Below are 19,778 nucleotides of genomic sequence, written 5' to 3' on the forward strand. Positions count from 1 at the left end.
GGGCCAACGCGCTGGCAAGACCCCGCTGGCCAGCGATGAAATGTTGCTCGAGGTCGTAGGAACATCATGGCGGTCTCGCGCGTGCGGACGCCTCTCGCGGAGCGAGTATGTCGGCCGGCCGCTGCAAGCAAGGCGACTGGCGCAGGGCTCTCGACCAAACCGACAAGATCGTCCCGCTCAGCGGCCAAGCGGAGGAAACTAACTGTCCCAGATTTGATGCGTCAGAGGCCCCAGATTCGTCATCCCGAATACGTTGGAACTTTCGGCAGGATAAGCCGAAGAGCAGGCCAATATATGCCCGCTATTCGAACTTCTGCCGATTTGCGTCAGCAACCCGGACAAGAGACTCTTCTCGACGCACATGGGGCAGACGCTAGCGGCCAACAAGCGGCAGGCGTTGGGCAGCTGAATGGTGATCGCCTCGCAATCGCGTTTGACGCAATAGCGATCTTGCGGCCGGTTCAACCCGCTACCTCAACTATTTTCGACTGCCAGCCCTAGTGCCAATTCGTTTGCGCAACTTCCTTCCACGATCGGCTTCGAAGTTCGCGCTAATTCGAGCGTGCAGCAAGGCTCGACAGCGAGGGACTGTCTGAGTGGCGGCAGGCACTGATCCTGAGCCCCGCGCAGCTGTTGCCGGCGCTCCTGCGGGAGGGTGGAGGATCGCGGCTACGCGCAGAACTCACCGAAACTGCCGGGGACTGCAAGTCCTTGATAGGAGTATCGCCACGGGAAGCTGTCCTGTTTGTTGATGCCCTCGCGTCACAGTGCCGCATCCGAATTCCTAGTCCTCTCATCTCGCGCACAATGGGGATTGACGAGGGAGCTCCGACTGAGTGTCGGATTCCGTTGTTCGCTGCCTTCATCTCACCTCGCATCCGCTTTTGCGCGACATCAAAGCGCTTAGATCAGCTCCTGACTAGATGAGCAAAACGCAGACCAACTTCAGTAACGGTTCTTGCTTCATGGCGCTCACGCAAAGATTAGAGTTCCGGCAATCCCAGTCGCTGGTCATGTCGCCGCAGCTGATGCAGGCGATCAAGCTGCTGCAATTATCTAATCTCGACCTCATGACCTTCGTGGAGGAAGAGCTGGAGTGTAATCCGCTGCTCGAGCGTGCCAGTGACGATGCAGCTGGGGCCGAAGCCCCGACTGAGGTCGATCAGGTCAGCGGCGATCAGCTGGCCGAGGCCCAAGTGCGCGACGCCCGGGATGGCGCCATGACCACCTATACCGAATGGGGTGGCGGCGGCTCGGGTGACGAAGACTACAATCTCGAAGCGTTTGTCGCGTCCGAGACAACATTGTCCGACCACCTGGCCGAACAACTGTCGGTCGCATTCACCGCGCCGGCGCAGCGCATGATCGGGCAGTATCTGATCGATCTCGTCGACGAAGCCGGCTATCTGCCGCCGGATCTCGGCCAGGCCGCCGAGCGGCTCGGCGCAACGCAGGAGGATGTCGAGCACGTTCTTGCCGTCCTGCAGGAGTTCGATCCGCCCGGCGTCTGTGCGCGTAACTTGCGCGAGTGCCTGGCGATCCAGCTCCGCGAGCTCGATAGATACGATCCGGCGATGCAGGCCCTCGTCGAGCATCTCGATCTCCTCGCCAAGCGCGACATCGCGAGCTTGCGCAAGCTCTGCGGCGTCGACGACGAGGACATCGCCGACATGATCGACGAGCTCCGCCGGCTCAGTCCCAAGCCGGGCATGAAGTTCGGGTCGGCGCGGCTGCAGACGATGGTACCCGACGTCTATGTCCGTCCGGCTCCTGATGGCGGCTGGCATGTCGAGCTCAACAGCGACACCTTGCCGCGCGTGCTGGTCAACCAGACCTATTATTCCAAGCTGTCGAAGAAGATCGGCAAGGACGTCGATAAGTCCTACTTCAACGACGCGCTGCAGAACGCGACCTGGCTGGTGCGCGCGCTCGACCAGCGCGCCCGCACCATCCTGAAAGTTGCGACCGAGATCGTGCGTCAGCAGGACGGCTTCTTTACCCTTGGTGTTGCGCATTTGCGGCCGCTGAATCTAAAGGCCGTTGCCGAGGCCATCCAGATGCATGAATCCACGGTGTCGCGCGTCACCGCCAACAAATACATGGCAACAAATCGCGGCACATTCGAGTTGAAATATTTCTTCACGGCATCGATCCCTTCGGCGGATGGCGGTGAGGCGCATTCCGCTGAAGCGGTGCGTCACCGCATCAAGCAGCTGATCGAATCCGAAGAGCCGTCAGCGGTTCTGTCCGATGACGCGATCGTTGAGCGCCTGCGAGTCTCGGGCATTGATATTGCCCGCCGCACGGTCGCGAAGTACCGCGAAGCCATGCGCATTCGGTCCTCGGTGCAGCGCCGCCGCGACAATATGTGGTCAACGATGAACAGTAGAGCATCGGGCGGAACTGGCCTCGATAAATAAACCCCCAGCTGTCGATTTAATCCGGAAGCGTAGCTTTGGAGGTCTCTGAAAGCGGGCCTTTGGAGCGAGATTGTTGATGGTGATGGAAGGAAGCTTCTGGCGCGGCATTTGAGGAGAGGTAGTATAGGCCGACTGCCGTCTAAGAGGGGCGAGCGTTTTCAGAGGCTCCGTCGGCGCCAAGCTCTTATTCCTCCCAAGTCCTCGCCTTGGCTTATTGTCGGCCGATATACGGCCCCGATCGGTAGCAGCCGGCTGATCTCGCACGCCAATGATCGCCACCACCTCTTCCGCGATAACTTTCCGGTTCGTTGCTACGCTGCACAACAAGGTTGTAGGGCGAATTATTGGCTTAACCATAATAGCTCGGCGCTAAATGTTGTAAAAACTACACTTGGAGCGCCCAGATTTTGGAAAATGAACAGGTTTTCGAGTGCGCAACTGTAGCCGCGCCCAGCATCGCCAAGTGCGGTTGGGCGGGATCGTCAGGATTGCGCCAAGTCGGGGCTGCTTAGGACCGGCGAGCTCATGGCGGCTTCAAGACAATCGACGACGTCCCGGCAGGAGGGACACATGACCTGGCTGAGCAGGGACAATCTGCCGAATGGCACGTGTTCTGACGAGGCGCATTCGAACTCGGCGGAAGCTAGCGACGCCGGCACACAAGTCGGCGTCGAACGCCATCGCTCATAGAGTCTTGAGATATTCGACAAGCGCTCGCCGTTCGGCGTCGGTCAACTCTGGTCCGATGATGCCGGGCGGCAGTTTCCTTAAGTCGGTTTCCTTACCCTCGAAAGAATGTCCGCGATTGCTGTTCCCAAGCAGCGACACATCGAAGTTCGTCAGACCGGCCGCACAGCTTTCGGACGACTGTGCTTTCGTCGCGAGCCCGACGTTGACCGGGTCGAACGCACGGCTGCCTACGCAAAACGACATCGGCCGCTTGGCGTGCGGCACCAGCATGTCTCTCAGGGTCGGAACAGACCCGTTGTGCAGATAAGGAGCTGTTGCCAAAACACCGTCCAATGGTCGCGCCCGGTACTGAGTGAAAAGCTGTCCCAGCTATTTAGGTTCATCGAGGGTACGATCAAGCATGTCATGCCGACCATCGTTGCCGAGATCGCCTATCAAAGCCTTGGAAGCGAAAAGCTGGTTGATTTTATCGATGAGCAGATACGCAGCGAGAAGACATCTGCAATTCGCACGCTGCTCTGCTCTTTCATGTTGCTCGAGATCGACTCGTTCCCTAGCTATAACCAGGATAAGTGAGTTTTACGAATCGGAAGATACGCCACGGTGGGTGACAGCTGTCATAACCGAGCGCCTGTACAGCTATTATCGGCAACGACCTCTGGCGGGCGCAACACGCAAAAAATTTGAGGAACTTGTTGTGACGCTAGAAATGCGCTTGGCCGGTAAATCTCGTCCAAGAGTTCGAGGAAATTATTTATCCGCCTTGAAGAAGAAGGCATTCAAAGAACCAAAGTCCTAAACTCTTATTCTGGATGAAGCGCCTCCTACAGTCAAAGATCGAGCCATGTCGCTGGACTTGCGGCGCGGATGGGGCGGCGGACTCGATCATGGCCATGGATCGCCTCAAGGGTCGCGCATGGCAACCGAAAGGCTACCATACGCCGGCCAGCTGATCGTTAGGGTCGCGCCGGGCGGCGATCATGGTTCGATGAACGCCGCTGCGCGCGGATCACGCCCGGCCTGCCTTGACCAGATCGAACCACCGCTTCAGGTGCGGATGCGCGCACCAGTCGATCCGTCGTTGATCGACCGGGAGCGGTAGCCCGCGGGTCGCTTCGTCCGATGTCGATACGTTGCGCCACGCCTTCGATCTCGCCCAGGCCATCCTGGACAACAAGCATCTCGACGTGGACTATAAGACCTTCTCGCGACGGACGGTGAGGCACAGCAAGACGCTGGAACGCGTTGAAGGCGTCGTGGTTCGGCTCCTGAGTGGCGTCCTCGAGTTTCCTCCGGGCGCGCGGCCCCGCGAGGCACTGCGGGCGATCGGGCTGGAACGCTTTGCCCCGCCGCTGCTGATCGCGGGTAAGATCGATCTTCTTGGGGCCGATCTCTCCGGAGCCACTCCGCTCATCTCGGGATCGCGCCTAAGGAGGCAGATCATGTCCGCTTCCGGGAGCCGCCGGCGTATGTTTTGACGATCGAAAACTTGGCAAGCTTCAACAGGCACGTCGCCGAGGCCGACGCCGCTCGACTGGGTGCTACGCTGTATGTTGGCGGGTATCCCTCGCTTGCCAGCCAACAGGCCCTGCGCACGATCTCGGCAATGGTGTCCGAACAAACCCCGATCTTTCACTGGTCGGATATCGATCCGGACGGCACCTGGATATTCCACACGATGGAGCGCGCCGTCGGACGACCGATCCTGCCGCATCTCGGGGCGGGCGCCGACCAAAAAGTCCGCACCCGCTCGTTGCCCACCAAACTCCGGCATCGCTTCACTGGCGGCATACTTGGCCAAAGATGGATCCAAGATCCTCGAGCAGGAGGAGCTTGATCCGATTCTTCCTACGCCCACGTAGGCGTTCGGACTGACCAGGGCGCCAGCTTGCGTAACGGGCACGCTTGGCCATTGACGTAAGCGGCTCGGTGACAAGCTGGAGCTCTTGCTGGCCGAGAGCTTGAGGGGGCGCATGAGACCGGCGCGTTGCGGACGCGCGATCTCAAGCAGCGACGGTGGAGACCACCGTTCAGCCCAAGACCATCACCTCCCGACCGATGCCAAGCTGGAATATGCGGCGATTAACCAATCGGCTGGCCCGCGAGTGCGGCCTTAAGTTGCGGCAATCTTATCTGCGCATCGGCTCAGGCGCCTCTCAGTCATCGAGCCGTGAATGGCCACATGAAGAGCGACGGGCATCTCGGTCGCTGCCATCTCAAAGGGCCGGGAGGGGGACGCCGCCAACATCGCCTTCACCGCCGTCGACCACAATCTCCGCCTCACCCTCAGCCTGGCTGAGGCTTTCGTTGGGCCTAATCCGCAACGCCTTGTTGCTGATGCTCGCGGTCGCGCTCGAGCTTCGTCCTGCAATATGGCGGGTTGAGAGACCAGATTGTTTGCGGATCGAGAAAGGTTGCGGCAATGCATCAAGCACTCGTCCCTCTTAAAAGCAGCACAATCAAGAACAAGATCGAGGCGTCCGTGCCGCAAGGTGAGATTAACAGAGGGATTCGAACGAGCTACTATGCATCAGCTCGGGCGGTTGGCCCGGCTCGGCCCTCGTTTGTAGGCTGGCTGCGCGGGGTCTGAACATGGGCCTGCATTGATCATCTCCCCATGGCTTTTGCAACGGCTGCTGTAACGCTGTTTTCTTGACTTACCCAAAAATACCCAACTTCGATCTGAATGGGTGCATAAGGGCGGAAAATCACGGCTAGCGTTACCAACACTCGCGGCCCTGGAAGACGACAGGCACGTGAACTTGAGGGCCGAAGAGCCCAGAGGAGGGACCAATGCCAAGGACGCTAGCCGCACCGCGCGGCCATTCTTACCATTTCGTCAAAGCCGCTCTGATTTGCTCAACTCTCTTGTCCGGTGCGGCCGCATCTTTCGGCCAGGCCAAAGCGGAGGATATCAACTGGCGCCAGTTCGAGGGCGCTTCGATCGTTTGGGCTTACGACATCCATCCATATGCTGACGCGGTTGCAGCACAGCTTCCTGAGTTCGAGAAGTTGACGGGCATCAAGGTGACGCCCGAGCTTTATCCGGACGATGCCTATTGGAATAAGCTGACCATCCAGCTGAGCACAAAATCGCCCTCGTGGGATGTCGTCGGCACAGGAATTCAACCGGCTTGGGATCTTGCGCCCGGTCAACTGCTTGAGCCGCTCGACCGCTATCTGAACGACCCTAAGCTCACATCGGCAAGCTATGACTACAAGGACTTCTTCCCCGCATTGCGTGACGCGCTGACTTGGCAAGTCAATGGCGGGCAGATCGAACCGGGCCGGGGTCAGGTGTGGGCCATCCCGCACGGGTTCGAAAACATCCAATTGTTCTACCGTAAGGACATTCTTGACAAACACGGTATCAAGGTTCCGACAACCCCGCCGGAAATGTCGGCGGCATGCGAAAAGCTAAAATCTGCCGATCCCGCGATCACGCCCCTGGGTGTGCGAGGAGTGCGCTTTTGGAGCAGCATCCACACGGCCGCGATCTCAATCGCCAAGTCCTATGGTGTACACGACTTCGTCGTCAAGGACGGCAAGTTGGAAACCGGTCTCAATTCTCCCGAGTCGATCGCCTTCCACAAAGACTACGTGGAGATGATCAAGAGGTGTGCTGCCCCATCCTTTGCCAACGACAACTGGTACCAAGTGGTCGATGGCATCAATTCGGGTCGGACAGCGATGGCGATCGATTCTAACATGTTCGGGTTCTGGAACGATGTTGCCGGCAAGCCCGCTTCGGGCAAGATTGCCTTCGCTCCGCCACTGCGAGCTCCGAACGGCAAGACTTTCGAATCGAACATCTGGATCTGGTCCCTGGCCATGAATGCTGCTTCCCAGAAAAAGGGAGCGGCCTGGCTCTTCATTCAGTGGGCGACGTCAAAGCAGGTCGAGCTGAACGGTGCCATCGCCGGCAAGCTCGTCAACTCGCCGCGCGCTTCGACCTGGAGCGACAAGGTTTGGCTCGACTATGCGGCTAAACCGGAATTCACAAATTTCGTGGATACCTTCAAGAGTGTTCAGGACCGGGCTGCGCTCGCCTTTACGCCGCGCGTAGGGTTTGCCGAGGCCATGAACGCCTGGGCAGTTGCCATGCAGAAGATGGTTAATGGTGCGGACGTGAAGGCGACATTGGCCGACCTCGCCTCCGAGATTCGCTCCTCCATGTAAGGCAACCGGGGAGCGGCATCACCGGATTGCCGCCTCCACTACCCCCGCGTATCTTTCGAGAAGTGAGCGATGAACCTTCGAGGCATCGACGCAACCGTGATGCTACAATCATCGGTAGGCCAACTGGCACCGCCCAAAAAAGAGCAGGTGCAAAGCGCCGGGCAGCATGCTCTTGACTGGTGGAGCCTTGCTGCGATTGCTCCCGCGATCATCATACTGCTCGGATTTCTTTTTCTGTTTTTCTATGGCGTCTTCCAATCGCTGACCGATCTCAAGTTTGGCCGTCCCCTGGTTCGTTTCATTGGGGTCACCAACTATGAAGTGGCAATCAAGACTCAAGATTTCTGGAACAGCATGCGGGCGACCACGGTGTATGCCTGCTCCGCGGTCCTCGCGGAAGCGTTCTCTGGGCTTGCGCTCGCCAAATTGTTCGCAAGCCGCGTGTTTCTTGCACAATTGATGCGGCCTGTCATTCTCCTTCCGTTGGTATTGCCGCCCATGAGCGTCGCCCTGATGTGGACCACAATGATGGATCCACAAAACGGGATTCTGAACTATTTGCTTTCGCTCGTCGGGATCGGCCGCTTCGCCTGGATTTCGGACGCCGGTACGGCGATGTTCTCGCTAGTTCTCATCGACATATGGACTTACACACCATTTTTTGCGCTCATCATCTTCGCCGGTTTGCAGGGCATTAACGAGGAGATCAGAGAAGCCGCGCGGATCAATGGCGCTAAGGGTTGGGCGACGTTCCTCCATATTGAGCTTCCACTCATTGCACCGTATATCCTGATCGCCGCAGTCTTTCGGCTGATCGAGTCGCTCAATCAGTTCGATATCATCTTCGGAACAACCCAGGGCGGTCCAGGTGACAGTACCTCCGTGCTCTCGGTTCGCGCCTACATCACAGCCTTTCAAAACCTCGCCTTCGGGCGTGGTGCCGCGCTCATGGTTGTCAACTGGTTGATCGTGCTTCTCGGGACCTTGGCCATGGTAAAATTGTGGCGGTTGGTTCGGCAGCGCGTAAGCTAGAGGAGGCTGGCAATGCGCTTCAAACGCTTAACGCCCGCAAGCTTGTTCCTTAATGGACTGGTTGTTGTCTGTACGCTCATCCTGACATTTCCCCTGGTCTGGATCGTGATGATGTCGCTGAAGCAGCAGGCCGAGGTCATGACCTTGCCGCCGCGCTTTGTCTTCACTCCAACATTTGAAAACTTCCGCGTTTTGTTCGATGCCGCCCAGGCCGGGGCGACAAGCTACGGCACCATCAAGGTTGATTTCCTGACGCCGGTCGCCAATAGCGTCGTGATATCGCTTGGCGCGGTGCTCGTATCGCTGATCGCCGGCGTACCCGCAGGTTACGTCTTGGCAAGACGTGATATCCCTAGGAAGGAGGACATCGCGTTCTTCATTCTGGGCTTCCGCTTCGCGCCGGCACTCCTTGTCGTTATACCGCTGTTCAGCGTGTTCCAAACAGTTGGCCTTTATGACACTTATCTCGGCATGATCTGGGTTTATCAGGTCGTCACGCTGCCAATGATCATCTGGCTAAGCCGATCATATATCGAGGACATCCCAAAGGACATTGAGGAGGCGGCGGCCATGGATGGTGCAAAGCCGTTCCGTGTAGTCTGGCACATCGTTCTTCCGCTTCTAAAGCCCGGCCTAATCGGCGCTTCATTGCTCATTTTCTTGCTTGCCTGGCACAATTTCGCTCTCGGCCTGATCCTCAGTTCGACGAAAGCACCGGTCACCGTGGCCCTGCTCAAGCTGCTTAATCCAGGCGTTCAGTTCTATCCGGTCATGGCTGCGGGTTTGGTGGTGACCATGATTGTGCCGATCGTCCTGATTATCCTTGGCCAGCGTCATCTCGAACGTGGCCTTACCTTCGGGGCCGTGAAATGAGCCCCAGACCATTGATGTTCTTCGGAACGACCAATCTTGACCTCTGCTTCAACGTCGAGCGGCTTCCAACGCCGGGTGAAAGCCTGATGGGAAGCTTAAAGCAGAATGCGGGAGGCAAGGGCGCAAATCAGGCGGTCGCCGCCGCTCGATTGGGGCTTCGGCCGAGCTTCTACACCCGGCTTGGCGATGATGACGCTGGCCGATCGTTGCTGCAAGCGCTGCGTGAGGCAGGTGTCCGCCTTGATGCCATTGAGGTATGCCCGGGGGAGATATCCGGTTCTGCTCTTGTCCTCGTCGGCGACGACGGCTCCAACATGATTGTCATAGACCCGGGAGCCAATGCAAATGTCACTCCGAGCATGGTCGAGAAGGCGGCCGAATTCATTGAGCGGGACGCAATCGTCGTTGCCGAAATGGGCATGCCGGTCCCCGCGCTCAATCACCTTTTTGCATTGAAGAGCGTCAAGGAATTCGATCTTATTTTCAATCCGGCCCCCGTGAGGGCGGGCCTGTCGCCCGCGGCGTGGAGGAGTGTCGATTTCGTCACACCAAACCAGACGGAAGCTTTCGAGCTCACCGGTGTCGAGGTGCATGACTTCGACGGCGCCGCTCATGCGGCTGGAAAGCTTCTCGATCTCGGGCCGAAGGCAGCGCTGATCACGCTAGGTGCGCAGGGAGCCTACTACGCCGATGCCAGCGCGACTTTCGCGCTCCGCGCATTTCCTGTGAAGGTCGTTGATACGACCGCGGCGGGGGATGCCTTTAATGGAGCTTTCGCAGCCTCTCTTGCTCATCGGTTGCCGATACGAGAAGCGATCAAAAAGGCGCTCGCGGTTGCCGCCTTATGTGTGACGCGACGCGGCGCCCAAAGATCGATGCCTAGCAGTTGGGCCGTCGACGAATTTCTGAATTCTCAATCGATCTTGGAGTTGGAATGACCGAACAGTTCTCAGTTGCAGACAGGACCGTGCTTGTGACCGGTGCAGGTGGAGGCATTGGCTCAGCCATAGCTAATGCTTTCCGTCAAGGCGGTGCGAACGTCCTGGCAACCGACGCGAATTTGGAAAACCTGCGAGTCATTCTGACTCGTTTGCCGCACGGCAATGGCATCCTGCCGATGAGCATGGATGTGTCACGAGAAGATGATGTCGGCAGGGTGCTTGATGAGATCGCCAAGCGCTTCGGCAGGCTCGATGTCCTGATCAACAACGCCGGAATAAAATCGGCTCAGGCGCTTCTGACCGGAAATGCCGATCGAATCGAAAAAACCATCCAGATCAATTCCGTCGCAGTGCTTCGTTGCGCGAAGCTGGCGATCGAGCGCTTCATGAAGAGCAAAGGCGGCCGCATCGTCAATGTCGGGTCCTCGTTGTCATCTCAAGGTGCTGTTTTCAACTACCAGGCTGGCGGCGCCGACTATTGCTTGTCAAAAGCCATCGTGCACGATGTGACAAAGCTGCTCGCTTATGAATGTGCTCCGTTCAAGATCAACGTCAACGCGATTGCTCCCGGGATTATCGATACACCCTTGCACGGGCGTCCGCGGGAGGAAACCGAAGCGCGCCATAGTGGCCGAATTCCGCTGGGCCGGGTCGGACTGCCGGAAGATATCGCAGGGCTTGCGGTGTTCCTGGCCAGCCCCGCAGCTTCCTACATGACCGGGCAGATTGTCCATGTGAATGGTGGGATGCTGATGAATGGTTAGCCTCAGCTCTAAGATCAACTGGCCGCCGATAGAAGGGATTATCTCCGATCTGGATGGCGTCGTTTATCGTGGCGGCACCGCAATAGCGGATGCCATAGAGGCGTTTACGAGATGGCAGAAAGCAGGCGTGCCATTCTGCTTTGCGACGAACAATTCAACGCATACCCCGGAGGACGTCGTCGGCAGGCTGAGAGGATCTGGTCTTTCGATCGCACCGTCTCAGGTCGTTACAAGCGCTATCACCGCCGCAGAACTCGTTCGAACCAATTATCCGCACCTAACGCGAATCTATGTCATCGGAGCTTCCTCGCTTGTGACGGCCATGCGAGATGTTGGGCTGGAGGTCACGGACCGAGCGCCCGAAGCTGTCGTGATGGGGCTTGACCGGGACATCACGCATGAGAAGCTGCGAATTGCGGTTGAGTCGATCCTCAATGGAGCTGTGTTCATAGGAACCAATCCCGATCTTCTGCTGCCGACGGCCAGCGGGTTCGAACCTGGCGCTGGTGCGACCATTGCAGCTGTGGCCGCTGCTACGCAAGTGCGGCCTTCGATCGTTGGAAAGCCGCAAGTGCCGATGATCGAGACAGCGCTCTCACGCCTCGGTACGAAGCGCGGGTCGACCATCATGATCGGAGATCAAGTTCCTACGGATATTCAAGCCGGAAAGAGGGCGGGTCTTGCCACGGTGCTTGTTACAACCGGCGTGCCAACGCGTCAGGATCCGTCCTTGATGGCTCCCGACTTCATCGTATCGAGCTTGCGCGAGATTGAGGTAAGTGCTGCTCGCGCGGCTCAACCGCGACAGAGGAGGGCATAATGGCCGACGTTCGCCTGGAGGGCCTCAAGAAGACTTTTGGGACAATCGAGATCCTGAGTAATATCGACCTGACTATCGATCACGGCGAATTTGTCATCTTTGTTGGTCCGTCCGGGTCGGGCAAATCCACGCTTCTGCGCATGATTGGCGGGCTCGAGCCCATCAGCGGTGGGCGGCTCCTCATCGACAATGAGCTCGTCAACGACATCGATGCGGCCGATCGCAACCTCGGCATGGTCTTTCAAAGCTACGCTCTCTATCCGCATATGACGGTGAAAGAGAACCTGGCCTTTCCCCTGCGCATGGCCAAAGCCGGGAAAGCCGCGATCGCCGCCAAGATAGCCAAAACAGCATCGCTATTGCAGATCGACCATCTATTGGAGCGCAAGCCTCGACAACTTTCAGGAGGGCAACGCCAGCGCGTCGCAATCGGGCGCGCCATCATGCGAGAACCAAAAGTTTTCCTGTTCGATGAGCCGCTCTCCAACCTGGACACCGATTTGCGCGTGCAGATGCGGGTTCAGATCGCCAAGCTCCACAAGCAGCTCGGAAATACCATGATCTACGTGACGCATGACCAGGTGGAGGCGATGACCTTGGCTGACAAGATCGTGGTGCTCAAGGACGGCAACATCGAACAGGTCGGCAGCCCGCACGATCTGTATCACAATCCCGCTTCGCGCTTTGTTGCAGGATTCATCGGCTCGCCCAAGATGAACTTCCTGGGCGGCAAGGTCGAAGCAGCTCATGAACATGGCATGGATGTCCGGTTGGACGCCGGGCCCACGATCTCCGTTCCGGTCCAGCCGGACCAGATGCTGGTTGGCAAGCCGGTCACTGTTGGAATTCGCCCGGACGACTTCTCCTCGTCAATGCCCGGGCAGCAGGAGATCTCGATTGAACTTGGGGTCGATTTCGTCGAGCATCTCGGCAGCGTCACGTACATCTACGGTAATGCCGGAAACGAAGCTCTCGTCGCCAGGGCGCCACAATCCGGTTGGCCCAAAGGCGCCTCCAAGTTCACCCTCACCGCCGCTCCAGCCGATTGCCACTTGTTCATGGGCAATGGAAAGGCGGTATGGCGGTTGCACGCACCTGCGAGTTGGAGCTAGTCTTCACGTAGAGCCGTGCGATGATGCGCGGCTCAGGATCGACAGGCGGACGGCTGAGGTGAAGGGAGCCGGTATCAGGCAGTTCTTCCGCAATTCCCGTTCGTTTGTCCTTGGTGCGGGGATCGGGTCGGGCATGACCGCCAGAGCCGCCGAGCGGGCGGGGGCCGATTTCGTGCTCGCGCTCAATGCGGGCCGTTTTCGTGCCATGGGTGGGGCCTCGCCTGCCTCGATCCTCCCAATCCGCAATAGTAACGAATTCGTGGCAAGCTTCGGACGGACCGAAATTCTGCCCAGCACGAAACTGCCGGTCTTCTTCGGCACCTGTACATTCGACCCCGAGCTCGATGTTGATCGTTGGCTCGATCGGATCATCAAATGGGGATTTGGCGGCGTGACCAACTTCCCATCGGTCATACACATCGACGATGAGCGCAGGTCATTGCTCGAGAAGTGTGGTCTTGGTTACTCCCGGGAAATCGAGCTCCTCGTGAAAGCTGCAAAACGCGGCCTGATGACAATTGCCTATACGCGCAGTCAATCCGAGGCGCGTCGAATGGTCGAAGCGGGCGCCGAGGCCATTTGCATCAACTTCAATCTAAACCGCGCGGTTGAAAGCGGAGCCGATCCGTCGGTCAGCCTGTCTGAACTTGCAGCGCGTACGAGCGCCGTTGCGCGCGTTGCTCAATCCGTCAACAAGAGCACCATCTGCCTGCTTGGGGGCGGCCCCATTACGAAGCCGGACGAACTCCTCGACATCTGCCGCGAGACCGGAATCCAAGGTTTCATCGGAGGCTCTTCGCTGGACCGCGTGCCTCTGGAGATGTCGGTCCTCGAGGTGACGTCGGGCTTCAAGACCATCCACCTGTTGCGCGAGAAGGTGGATCTGCTCGAACGGCAGCTGCAGTTGAGTGGTTTCAGGCACGGCGTGATCGCACAGTCCTCGGCAATGAAGCGCATCCTTGAGATCACCAGACGCGTTGCGGCGACCCCCCGCCCGGTCCTCATCTGGGGGGAGGCCGGCTCTGGCAAGCGTAGAATAGCAACCCTGGTTCACGCGTTTAGCGACCGCAGGCACGCCAAAACGGCGTTGTTTCATTGCCGCCCCGGTCCGGCGATGGATATACTTGGCCCGTTGTTCGGCGCCGAGCGTCTTGAGAGCGGCAGACGCCAATTGTCACTCCTGGAGGCGTCGAGTGACGGTGCCGTCGTGCTATTGCATGTCGACCAACTTTCGCGCGATGGACAGGAGCGCCTTGCCGATTACCTCGAGACAGGCGGATTTACCCCTCTGAACGGGGTAACTGTCATGCGTTCCAACGCCCGGATCATTGCCACCGCGACCGTGGCCCGAGGCGCTGGTCTTGAAACGGTTCTGTGCGCGCGGCTTCTCGACCTTTTTACCGGGCTGGATGTCCAATTGCCTTCGCTACCCGACAGGCTTGAAGATCTGCCGCAACTCGTTCAACACTTCACCGTCGAAGCCAAAGGAGATTCCAGCGCCCAGACGCTCACGATAGAAAACTCTGCATTCCTTGCGCTCGCGGGGCACGATTGGCCAGGCAATTTGCGCGAGTTGCGGCAGGTCGTGAACCAGCTCGTGACCTTGCCATCAAGTCACATCACCGGTGAGGTGCTAAAGCCGTTGTTGGAGCCACCTTTTGGCGCACGGCCCGCGGCCTCGCTGTCCGAGCGAGACTGGATCATCGAGGGCTTGAAGAGAAACCGGCTTCACCGCGGCAAGACTGCTCGCTCTCTCGGGCTTTCGCGCAAAACCCTCTACAATAAAATCAAGAAACTGCGGATCCTCGAATAAGGCCTCATGCCCGTCGTAGCGGCTGCTTGGCCGTGGCGGCCTGCTCCAGGGAGAACCTCGGTACCGACGACGATCCATGAGAGCCAAGGCTTACGAGCCCGATATCCGATCCAATCGGCAGCGCAAGCGCCTCGGGTCGCAGATAGACGGCCCCATCCAGCTGCGAACCAAGCCGTTGCTCCGCTGCTGTCATCTTTGCCTCGTCCGCCGCGATAAACAGGACTTTGAACCCGCGCCTTGCAAACCACTCCATACGGCGAAGCTCGAGCTCCTGACCGCGATCGAGCGGCACTCCTGCCGATGTCCGTTCAATCATGCAGGCTGGCGGAAAATTCGTCACTCCGGTCATCTTTGCATCCTGTAACAGATCTCCGAGATCTTCCCAGCAGGCAAAGGGATCGATCATGACGACGGCCGCATAGCAGCAAGGGGGCGCCTTGGGGCTCGCGTGCAAGTCCCGCACGAGGCAGTCGTTCCAGTCGATGACAGGAAGTGTAGCCATGACGAGCATGGCATTCTGCGGAAGAGTCCGCAGTGACGGCGCATAGATCGTTATCTGATCACCGCGAGGCGAGGGGAGACTTGCGGCAAGGCGACCAAAGACATTGGCTCTCACGGTTCTACCCAATCCTACCCATTTGAACCTTTCGCCGATCTTACACGCCATTCCATCGAGGTCTAGACCACCACTCGTCGATCTTTGGGGGAGCAATGTCATGTCTTTCTTCGGCGGGGGAGCCGGGCTCGGCTGGATGCGATGAACGCTAACGCCGTCATAGCCGTTCTTGCTTGAGTAGCCTCTCCGCGCCTTGCTGTGAGCCGGATACGATTTGCCGATGCTGCCCGAGTTCGGCTCGTTCTGAAAAAGGGCCCGTGAAGCGTCTCGGGTAGAAAATTCCGGGCGAGCTATCGCTGCGTCCTACGGATCCGCTAGCAGACCGGCTCGTCTGCTTCCTCCCTGACTCGCGCCGCTGCTGGAAGATTCCGGCAGCGGCATCTTTTTGTCTCGGAGCGCGCCGACGATGCGGGCGGCCCAAACCACAAAGCTCCGCCAGCTGACGCTCGCCTCCTTGCAAAGGGGAGAGGCGGCTTCCCTCGTTACGGTGGCGCTCAGGATGAAGCGGCTGCTGCTATGGCCGCTTGGAGCTACCCAACTTTACCCAATCGCGCTCGTATCCGGGCTTATGGGCCATTTCACTCCGATCTAGACCTCCAGGTGTCCAGAAACGTCCAGGAGGAAGATCGTGTCTCACCATTACGCGGACGACGAAAGGTCGATCCGGGATGGTCAGCGGTGCGATCCTGCGGGCATGGCCGCGATCGTCGCAACCCTGGACACAAAGGGCCGCGAAACCGCTTATCTCGCGCGCGTCATCGAACAGTGGGGCCGCAAGACTCTTACGATTGATGTAGGCACATCAAACCGGAGGAACAGCAGCGATGCACGCGTGGTTTCACCCGCCGAGGTCTTGCGGGAAATAGCTGCAAGCGCGCGTGAAGAGGTCAAGGAGCTCCTCCGATCAGGTGCGATCGACGCCATCGTCGGCGTGGCGGGCGGCAAAGGCAGCGCGGTCTTCGGTGAAGTTGTATCGGATTTGCCGTATGGATTCCCGAAGCTACTGGTGAGCAGCGCGAGGCCAGCCCTCCTGGCCGAATTGGCCCTCCACAACGACATCATCCTCTATCCGACCCTGGTCGATCTTTTCGGGATCAACGCGTTCACCGAACGCGTTCTGGACAATGCGGGGCGGGCCATTGCGGCGATGCGCTATGTGCCCGCTCAGGATCGGCGGAAGAAGAAGACGGTTGCGATCACGGCCTTTGGGGTCACGACGCCGGCGGCAAATCGCTGTGTCGCGCGGCTGGCAGAGGCAGGCATCGACGCGATTGTCTTTCCGGCCAATGGCGCCGGGGGCCGCAAGATGGAGCAGCTCGTGTCCGCCGGCGAGTTCGATGCGGTGCTCGATCTGACCACAACCGAGCTCGCTGACGAGCTTGTCGGCGGCACCGCTAGTGCGGGTCCGGGTCGGCTCAAAGCAGCATCTCGCCGCATGATTCCGCAGCTCATCGCCCCGGGGGCCGTCGATATGGTAAATTTTGGCCCTCCCTCGAGCGTGCCTGCCGAGTTCAAGGAGCGCCAATTCTATTCGCATACCCCCTTCACGACGCTCATGCGTACGACCGTCTCGGAGAATGAGCGCATAGGCAGGCTCACAGCCGAGCGCCTTTCGCAAGCAAAGGCGCCCGCCCTCGTTCTGTGGCCGGTCAAGGGGGTCTCTGACTATGACCGGGACGGCGGCATCTTTCGAAACCCTGAAGCCGATAGGGCCTGGTTCGACGCGGTCAGGCGACATCTGCCGCGATCGATCATCGCCCGCGAGCTGGATTGTCACATCAATGATCCGGAATTTGCGGAGGCGGCCGCATCGTGGATCGTCGAACAATTGACACCAGGAGATTCATCAGTTGCGGATGTTTGATCGGGCCGAAATACTCGCAAAGATCACAGCTCAAGTTGAGGCTGGAAAGGCAGTGCTTGCCGCGGCGAGCAGTTGCGGCCTCGTCGCAAAATGCGCAGCTCTCGGCGGCGCCGACATGCTCGTGGTCTACAGCACCGGGCTGTCGCGGTTGATGGGGCTGCCGACGAGCCGGATCGGCGATTCCAATGCGCGCACGCTCGAGCTCGCGGCGGAGATCCGCAACGTCGTCTCCTCGGTTCCTGTTATAGGCGGTGTCGAGGCCTGGGATCCCCTCCGGCTCGAGCTCGATGATCTCTTGGACAAGTTCTGGGCTGCCGGATTCTCCGGCGTGATCAATTACCCGACCATTTCAACGATGGGTGAGAAATGGCGCGAGCGTCGTGGCCGCGTCGGGCTCGGCTTCGAGCGTGAGGTCGAGCTGATCGCGGCGGCCCGCAAGAAGAACATCTTCTCCCTCGCCTATGTCGCAAGCCCGCACGATGCCAAGGCGATGGCAGCCGCGGGAGCCGACTGCATTGTCCCACATGTCGGCGCAACGCGCGGCGGGCTTGTGGGTCATGAGGCGGGACAGTCGATCGAAGAGGCCATCAGGCGCATCAACGAGATCAATGCTGCCGCTCAAGCCGTTCGGCCGGAAGTCATCCTTCTCTGCCATGGCGGGGCAATCGCCGAGCCCCAGGATACCTCGGAAGTCTACCGGTCTACCGGATGTGTCGGTTTCGTTGGCGCCTCCTCCATCGAACGGATTCCGATCGAGCGGGCGGTGAAAGCTGCAGCCGAAGAATTCAAAGCCGTTCCGCTCCCGCGAAAGCGTCAGCAATCAATGCAGAAATCTGCACCGAGGCAGGAATGAACAACCCGATCACCAAATTGAAACCTAGTACCGCTTCCTCCTCCAAAGCGAACAAGCCGACGCACGATTGGGAGACGGACGTGCTCGTGATCGGCAGCGGCGCTGCCGGGCTGTCCGCGGCGCTCTATGCGGCAAAAGCCGGACTTCGCGTGACGGTATGCGAGAAGTCTGGCCGGCTCGGTGGCACGACCGCCCTCTCGAACGGCATGATCTGGGTTCCATGCTCAATGCAGGCTCGAGCGGCGAAAATCGATGATTCGATTGCGAATGCGAAGATCTATCTGCAACACGAACTTGGCGATTACTATCGCCCCGACTTCGTGGATGCCTATCTTGAAGACGGCCCAACGGCGCTCGCCAGCTTGGAGAATGGGAGTGAAGTCAAGTTCACACTGGCCTCCGCTCCGGATTATCATTCGAGCCAGATCGGCGGGATCGACATGGGCCGGGCGCTGAGCCCCGCAGCTTACGACGGACGGCTTCTCGGCAAGGATTTCGACCTGATAAGTGATCCGATTCGCGTCGTGCTCGGCGGCATGATGATTTCGTCCGGCGAGGTCAGAAGCTTTCTCAATCCCTTCCAGTCGGCTGCCTCGCTCAAGCACGTCCTTCGCCGGGTCAGCCGCTACGCAGGCGACCGGCTGCGCTACAGGAGGGGCACTGAACTCAGTGGCGGCAATGCTCTGATCGCGCGGTTATTGGCAAGCCTTCGCAGATACGACACTGAAATCTGGCCAAGCTGCCCAGCGGTTGATCTGATGAGGGAGGGAGGGAGAGTTACTGGCGCACTCCTCAAGCGGGATCGCACGGATCTCCGCGTCCGAGCCTCGCACGGAGTAATCCTGGCAACCGGTGGCTTTGCGCGGAACGGTAAATTGCGAGCCCAGCTCAGCCGAGCCCACCAGCACAATGATACGCTGGCCCACAGCGATGTCACAGGAGACGGCATTGCGCTCGCAGGCAGGCTCGGAGCTGCGATCGATAATGACGTTGCATCGAGTGGATTCTGGACGCCCGTGTCGATCCTCAGGAACGGCCGCTCCTCGCAAGTGGTCCCGTACGGCTGGCTCGATCGTGGCCGTCCAGGTGTCATCGCGGTGGGGCCAAATGCTAAGCGCTTCGTCAATGAATCCAATTCGTACCATGACATCTGTCTTGCCATGTTCAATAGCGGCTATCCGGCGGACAAGCGGTTCTATTTCATCTGCGACAAGGAATTCGTCCGCCTCAGAGGCATGGGACACCTGCTCCCCTGGCCCTGGACTTTGAGTATCAAGAAGTATGCCCGCTTGGGTTACATCGAGATTGGCCGGACGATTGCGGAGCTTGCGGCGGAATTGGGCCTCGACCCGCAAGAGCTCCAAAAGACCGTTGAAGAACATAATGCCCACGCAGCTGAAGGGCGCGATCCGCTTTTCAAACGCGGTGAATCGGCTTTCAACCGAACCCTGGGAGATCCCGCGGTTGGAAAGAAAAACCCGAACCTTGGAGCTATCAAGAACGGGCCATTCATTGCGCTCCCGATTGTCCCGGCGACCCTTGGAACTGCGACCGGCCTGTCAACGGATCCTGGCGGAAGGGTCCTAAATGGAAACGGCGTGCCGATCGCAGGTCTTTATGCCTGCGGCAACGACATGACTTCACCGATGCGTGGGATCTACCCTGGGGCCGGCATTACGATCGGACCAGCCATCGTGTTCGCCTACCGCGCGGTGAACAGCATCGTACAATCCACCCATCAGGGACAGACGGCGGCGGCATCCGGTGCATAAGTGCAGTGTTTTCACCTCTTGGTCCAGCA

The 19,778-nt window shown here is 59.0% G+C and carries 19 protein-coding genes and 1 pseudogene; 17 read left to right on the plus strand and 3 right to left on the minus strand.

Annotation, left to right across the window (positions count from 1 at the left end; all coding sequences use genetic code 11):
- Window positions 1-965 precede the first annotated feature (965 nt).
- Window positions 966-2,420 (plus strand): RNA polymerase factor sigma-54, encoded by a 1,455-nt coding sequence (gene rpoN, locus AB7008_RS07905; RefSeq protein ID WP_011084688.1) that lies wholly within the window; start codon window positions 966-968, stop codon window positions 2,418-2,420.
- A 684-nt stretch (window positions 2,421-3,104) separates the two neighbouring features.
- On the opposite strand, the gene AB7008_RS07910 is transcribed toward rpoN, so the two are convergent.
- Window positions 3,105-3,479 carry a hypothetical protein gene (locus AB7008_RS07910; protein WP_340050700.1) on the minus strand — a complete coding sequence of 125 codons (375 nt, stop codon included), beginning with the start codon at window positions 3,477-3,479 and terminating at the stop codon, window positions 3,105-3,107.
- A 36-nt stretch (window positions 3,480-3,515) separates the two neighbouring features.
- On the opposite strand from AB7008_RS07910, the gene AB7008_RS07915 reads away from it, so the two are divergent.
- The 5 genes and pseudogenes from AB7008_RS07915 to AB7008_RS07935 all read left to right on the plus strand — a co-directional run.
- A complete protein-coding gene (locus AB7008_RS07915; protein WP_014497906.1) occupies window positions 3,516-3,686 on the plus strand; it encodes a hypothetical protein in 171 nt (56 codons plus the stop codon).
- Between the two features lie 268 nt (window positions 3,687-3,954).
- Window positions 3,955-4,212: a hypothetical protein gene (locus AB7008_RS07920; protein ID WP_028170466.1), complete on the plus strand. Its 258-nt coding sequence runs from the start codon at window positions 3,955-3,957 to the stop codon at window positions 4,210-4,212.
- A gap of 31 nt (window positions 4,213-4,243) precedes the next feature.
- The gene (locus tag AB7008_RS07925; protein ID WP_014497905.1) at window positions 4,244-4,588 is read left to right on the plus strand and encodes a hypothetical protein; all 345 of its coding nucleotides are present in this window, start codon (window positions 4,244-4,246) and stop codon (window positions 4,586-4,588) included.
- Window positions 4,585-4,947, plus strand: a complete 363-nt coding sequence (locus AB7008_RS07930; RefSeq protein WP_026312353.1) for a Wadjet anti-phage system protein JetD domain-containing protein — start codon at window positions 4,585-4,587, stop codon at window positions 4,945-4,947. Before AB7008_RS07925 ends, AB7008_RS07930 begins: the two co-directional genes overlap by 4 nt.
- 79 nt (window positions 4,948-5,026) lie before the next feature.
- A pseudogene (locus AB7008_RS07935) lies at window positions 5,027-5,282 on the plus strand (IS5/IS1182 family transposase); the annotation flags it as partial.
- A 44-nt stretch (window positions 5,283-5,326) separates the two neighbouring features.
- Here the strand turns inward: AB7008_RS07935 and AB7008_RS07940 are convergent.
- A complete protein-coding gene (locus AB7008_RS07940) occupies window positions 5,327-5,545 on the minus strand; it encodes a hypothetical protein (RefSeq protein WP_161966258.1) in 219 nt (72 codons plus the stop codon).
- A gap of 358 nt (window positions 5,546-5,903) precedes the next feature.
- On the opposite strand from AB7008_RS07940, the gene AB7008_RS07945 reads away from it, so the two are divergent.
- The 8 genes from AB7008_RS07945 to AB7008_RS07980 all read left to right on the plus strand — a co-directional run bounded on the left by AB7008_RS07945 (window position 5,904) and on the right by AB7008_RS07980 (window position 14,644).
- Complete coding sequence (locus AB7008_RS07945; RefSeq protein ID WP_011084694.1) at window positions 5,904-7,289, plus strand: ABC transporter substrate-binding protein; 1,386 nt, start codon at window positions 5,904-5,906, stop codon at window positions 7,287-7,289.
- Between the two features lie 69 nt (window positions 7,290-7,358).
- Window positions 7,359-8,321: a carbohydrate ABC transporter permease gene (locus AB7008_RS07950; RefSeq protein ID WP_011084695.1), complete on the plus strand. Its 963-nt coding sequence runs from the start codon at window positions 7,359-7,361 to the stop codon at window positions 8,319-8,321.
- A 12-nt stretch (window positions 8,322-8,333) separates the two neighbouring features.
- On the plus strand, window positions 8,334-9,194 hold the full coding sequence (locus AB7008_RS07955; protein WP_011084696.1) for a carbohydrate ABC transporter permease: 861 nt from the start codon (window positions 8,334-8,336) through the stop codon (window positions 9,192-9,194).
- Window positions 9,191-10,132, plus strand: coding sequence for a ribokinase (locus tag AB7008_RS07960; protein ID WP_018645268.1), 942 nt, complete (start codon window positions 9,191-9,193; stop codon window positions 10,130-10,132). The genes AB7008_RS07955 and AB7008_RS07960 overlap by 4 nt, the downstream gene beginning before the upstream one ends.
- Complete coding sequence (locus AB7008_RS07965) at window positions 10,129-10,899, plus strand: SDR family NAD(P)-dependent oxidoreductase (protein WP_011084698.1); 771 nt, start codon at window positions 10,129-10,131, stop codon at window positions 10,897-10,899. Before AB7008_RS07960 ends, AB7008_RS07965 begins: the two co-directional genes overlap by 4 nt.
- Complete coding sequence (locus AB7008_RS07970; RefSeq protein WP_011084699.1) at window positions 10,892-11,719, plus strand: HAD-IIA family hydrolase; 828 nt, start codon at window positions 10,892-10,894, stop codon at window positions 11,717-11,719. Before AB7008_RS07965 ends, AB7008_RS07970 begins: the two co-directional genes overlap by 8 nt.
- Window positions 11,719-12,831: an ABC transporter ATP-binding protein gene (locus AB7008_RS07975; RefSeq protein ID WP_011084700.1), complete on the plus strand. Its 1,113-nt coding sequence runs from the start codon at window positions 11,719-11,721 to the stop codon at window positions 12,829-12,831. The genes AB7008_RS07970 and AB7008_RS07975 overlap by 1 nt, the downstream gene beginning before the upstream one ends.
- The gene (locus AB7008_RS07980) at window positions 12,785-14,644 is read left to right on the plus strand and encodes a sigma-54-dependent Fis family transcriptional regulator (RefSeq protein ID WP_028144081.1); all 1,860 of its coding nucleotides are present in this window, start codon (window positions 12,785-12,787) and stop codon (window positions 14,642-14,644) included. The genes AB7008_RS07975 and AB7008_RS07980 overlap by 47 nt, the downstream gene beginning before the upstream one ends.
- A 4-nt stretch (window positions 14,645-14,648) precedes the next feature.
- Here the strand turns inward: AB7008_RS07980 and AB7008_RS07985 are convergent, their stop codons facing one another.
- Window positions 14,649-15,155: a hypothetical protein gene (locus AB7008_RS07985; RefSeq protein WP_018645264.1), complete on the minus strand. Its 507-nt coding sequence runs from the start codon at window positions 15,153-15,155 to the stop codon at window positions 14,649-14,651.
- A 799-nt stretch (window positions 15,156-15,954) separates the two neighbouring features.
- Here AB7008_RS07985 and AB7008_RS07990 point away from each other — a divergent pair.
- Genes AB7008_RS07990 through AB7008_RS08000 form a run of 3 tightly spaced genes read left to right on the plus strand, consistent with a single transcriptional unit; the run spans window position 15,955 to window position 19,749 of the window.
- The gene (locus tag AB7008_RS07990; protein WP_035711506.1) at window positions 15,955-17,124 is read left to right on the plus strand and encodes a Tm-1-like ATP-binding domain-containing protein; all 1,170 of its coding nucleotides are present in this window, start codon (window positions 15,955-15,957) and stop codon (window positions 17,122-17,124) included.
- Window positions 17,117-17,977 (plus strand): phosphoenolpyruvate hydrolase family protein, encoded by an 861-nt coding sequence (locus tag AB7008_RS07995; protein WP_035711502.1) that lies wholly within the window; start codon window positions 17,117-17,119, stop codon window positions 17,975-17,977. Before AB7008_RS07990 ends, AB7008_RS07995 begins: the two co-directional genes overlap by 8 nt.
- On the plus strand, window positions 17,974-19,749 hold the full coding sequence (locus AB7008_RS08000) for an FAD-dependent oxidoreductase (RefSeq protein WP_049802025.1): 1,776 nt from the start codon (window positions 17,974-17,976) through the stop codon (window positions 19,747-19,749). Before AB7008_RS07995 ends, AB7008_RS08000 begins: the two co-directional genes overlap by 4 nt.
- The last annotated feature ends 29 nt before the right edge of the window (window positions 19,750-19,778 follow it).

Source organism: Bradyrhizobium sp. 521_C7_N1_3, assembly GCF_052075975.1.
GTDB lineage: Bacteria > Pseudomonadota > Alphaproteobacteria > Rhizobiales > Xanthobacteraceae > Bradyrhizobium > Bradyrhizobium japonicum.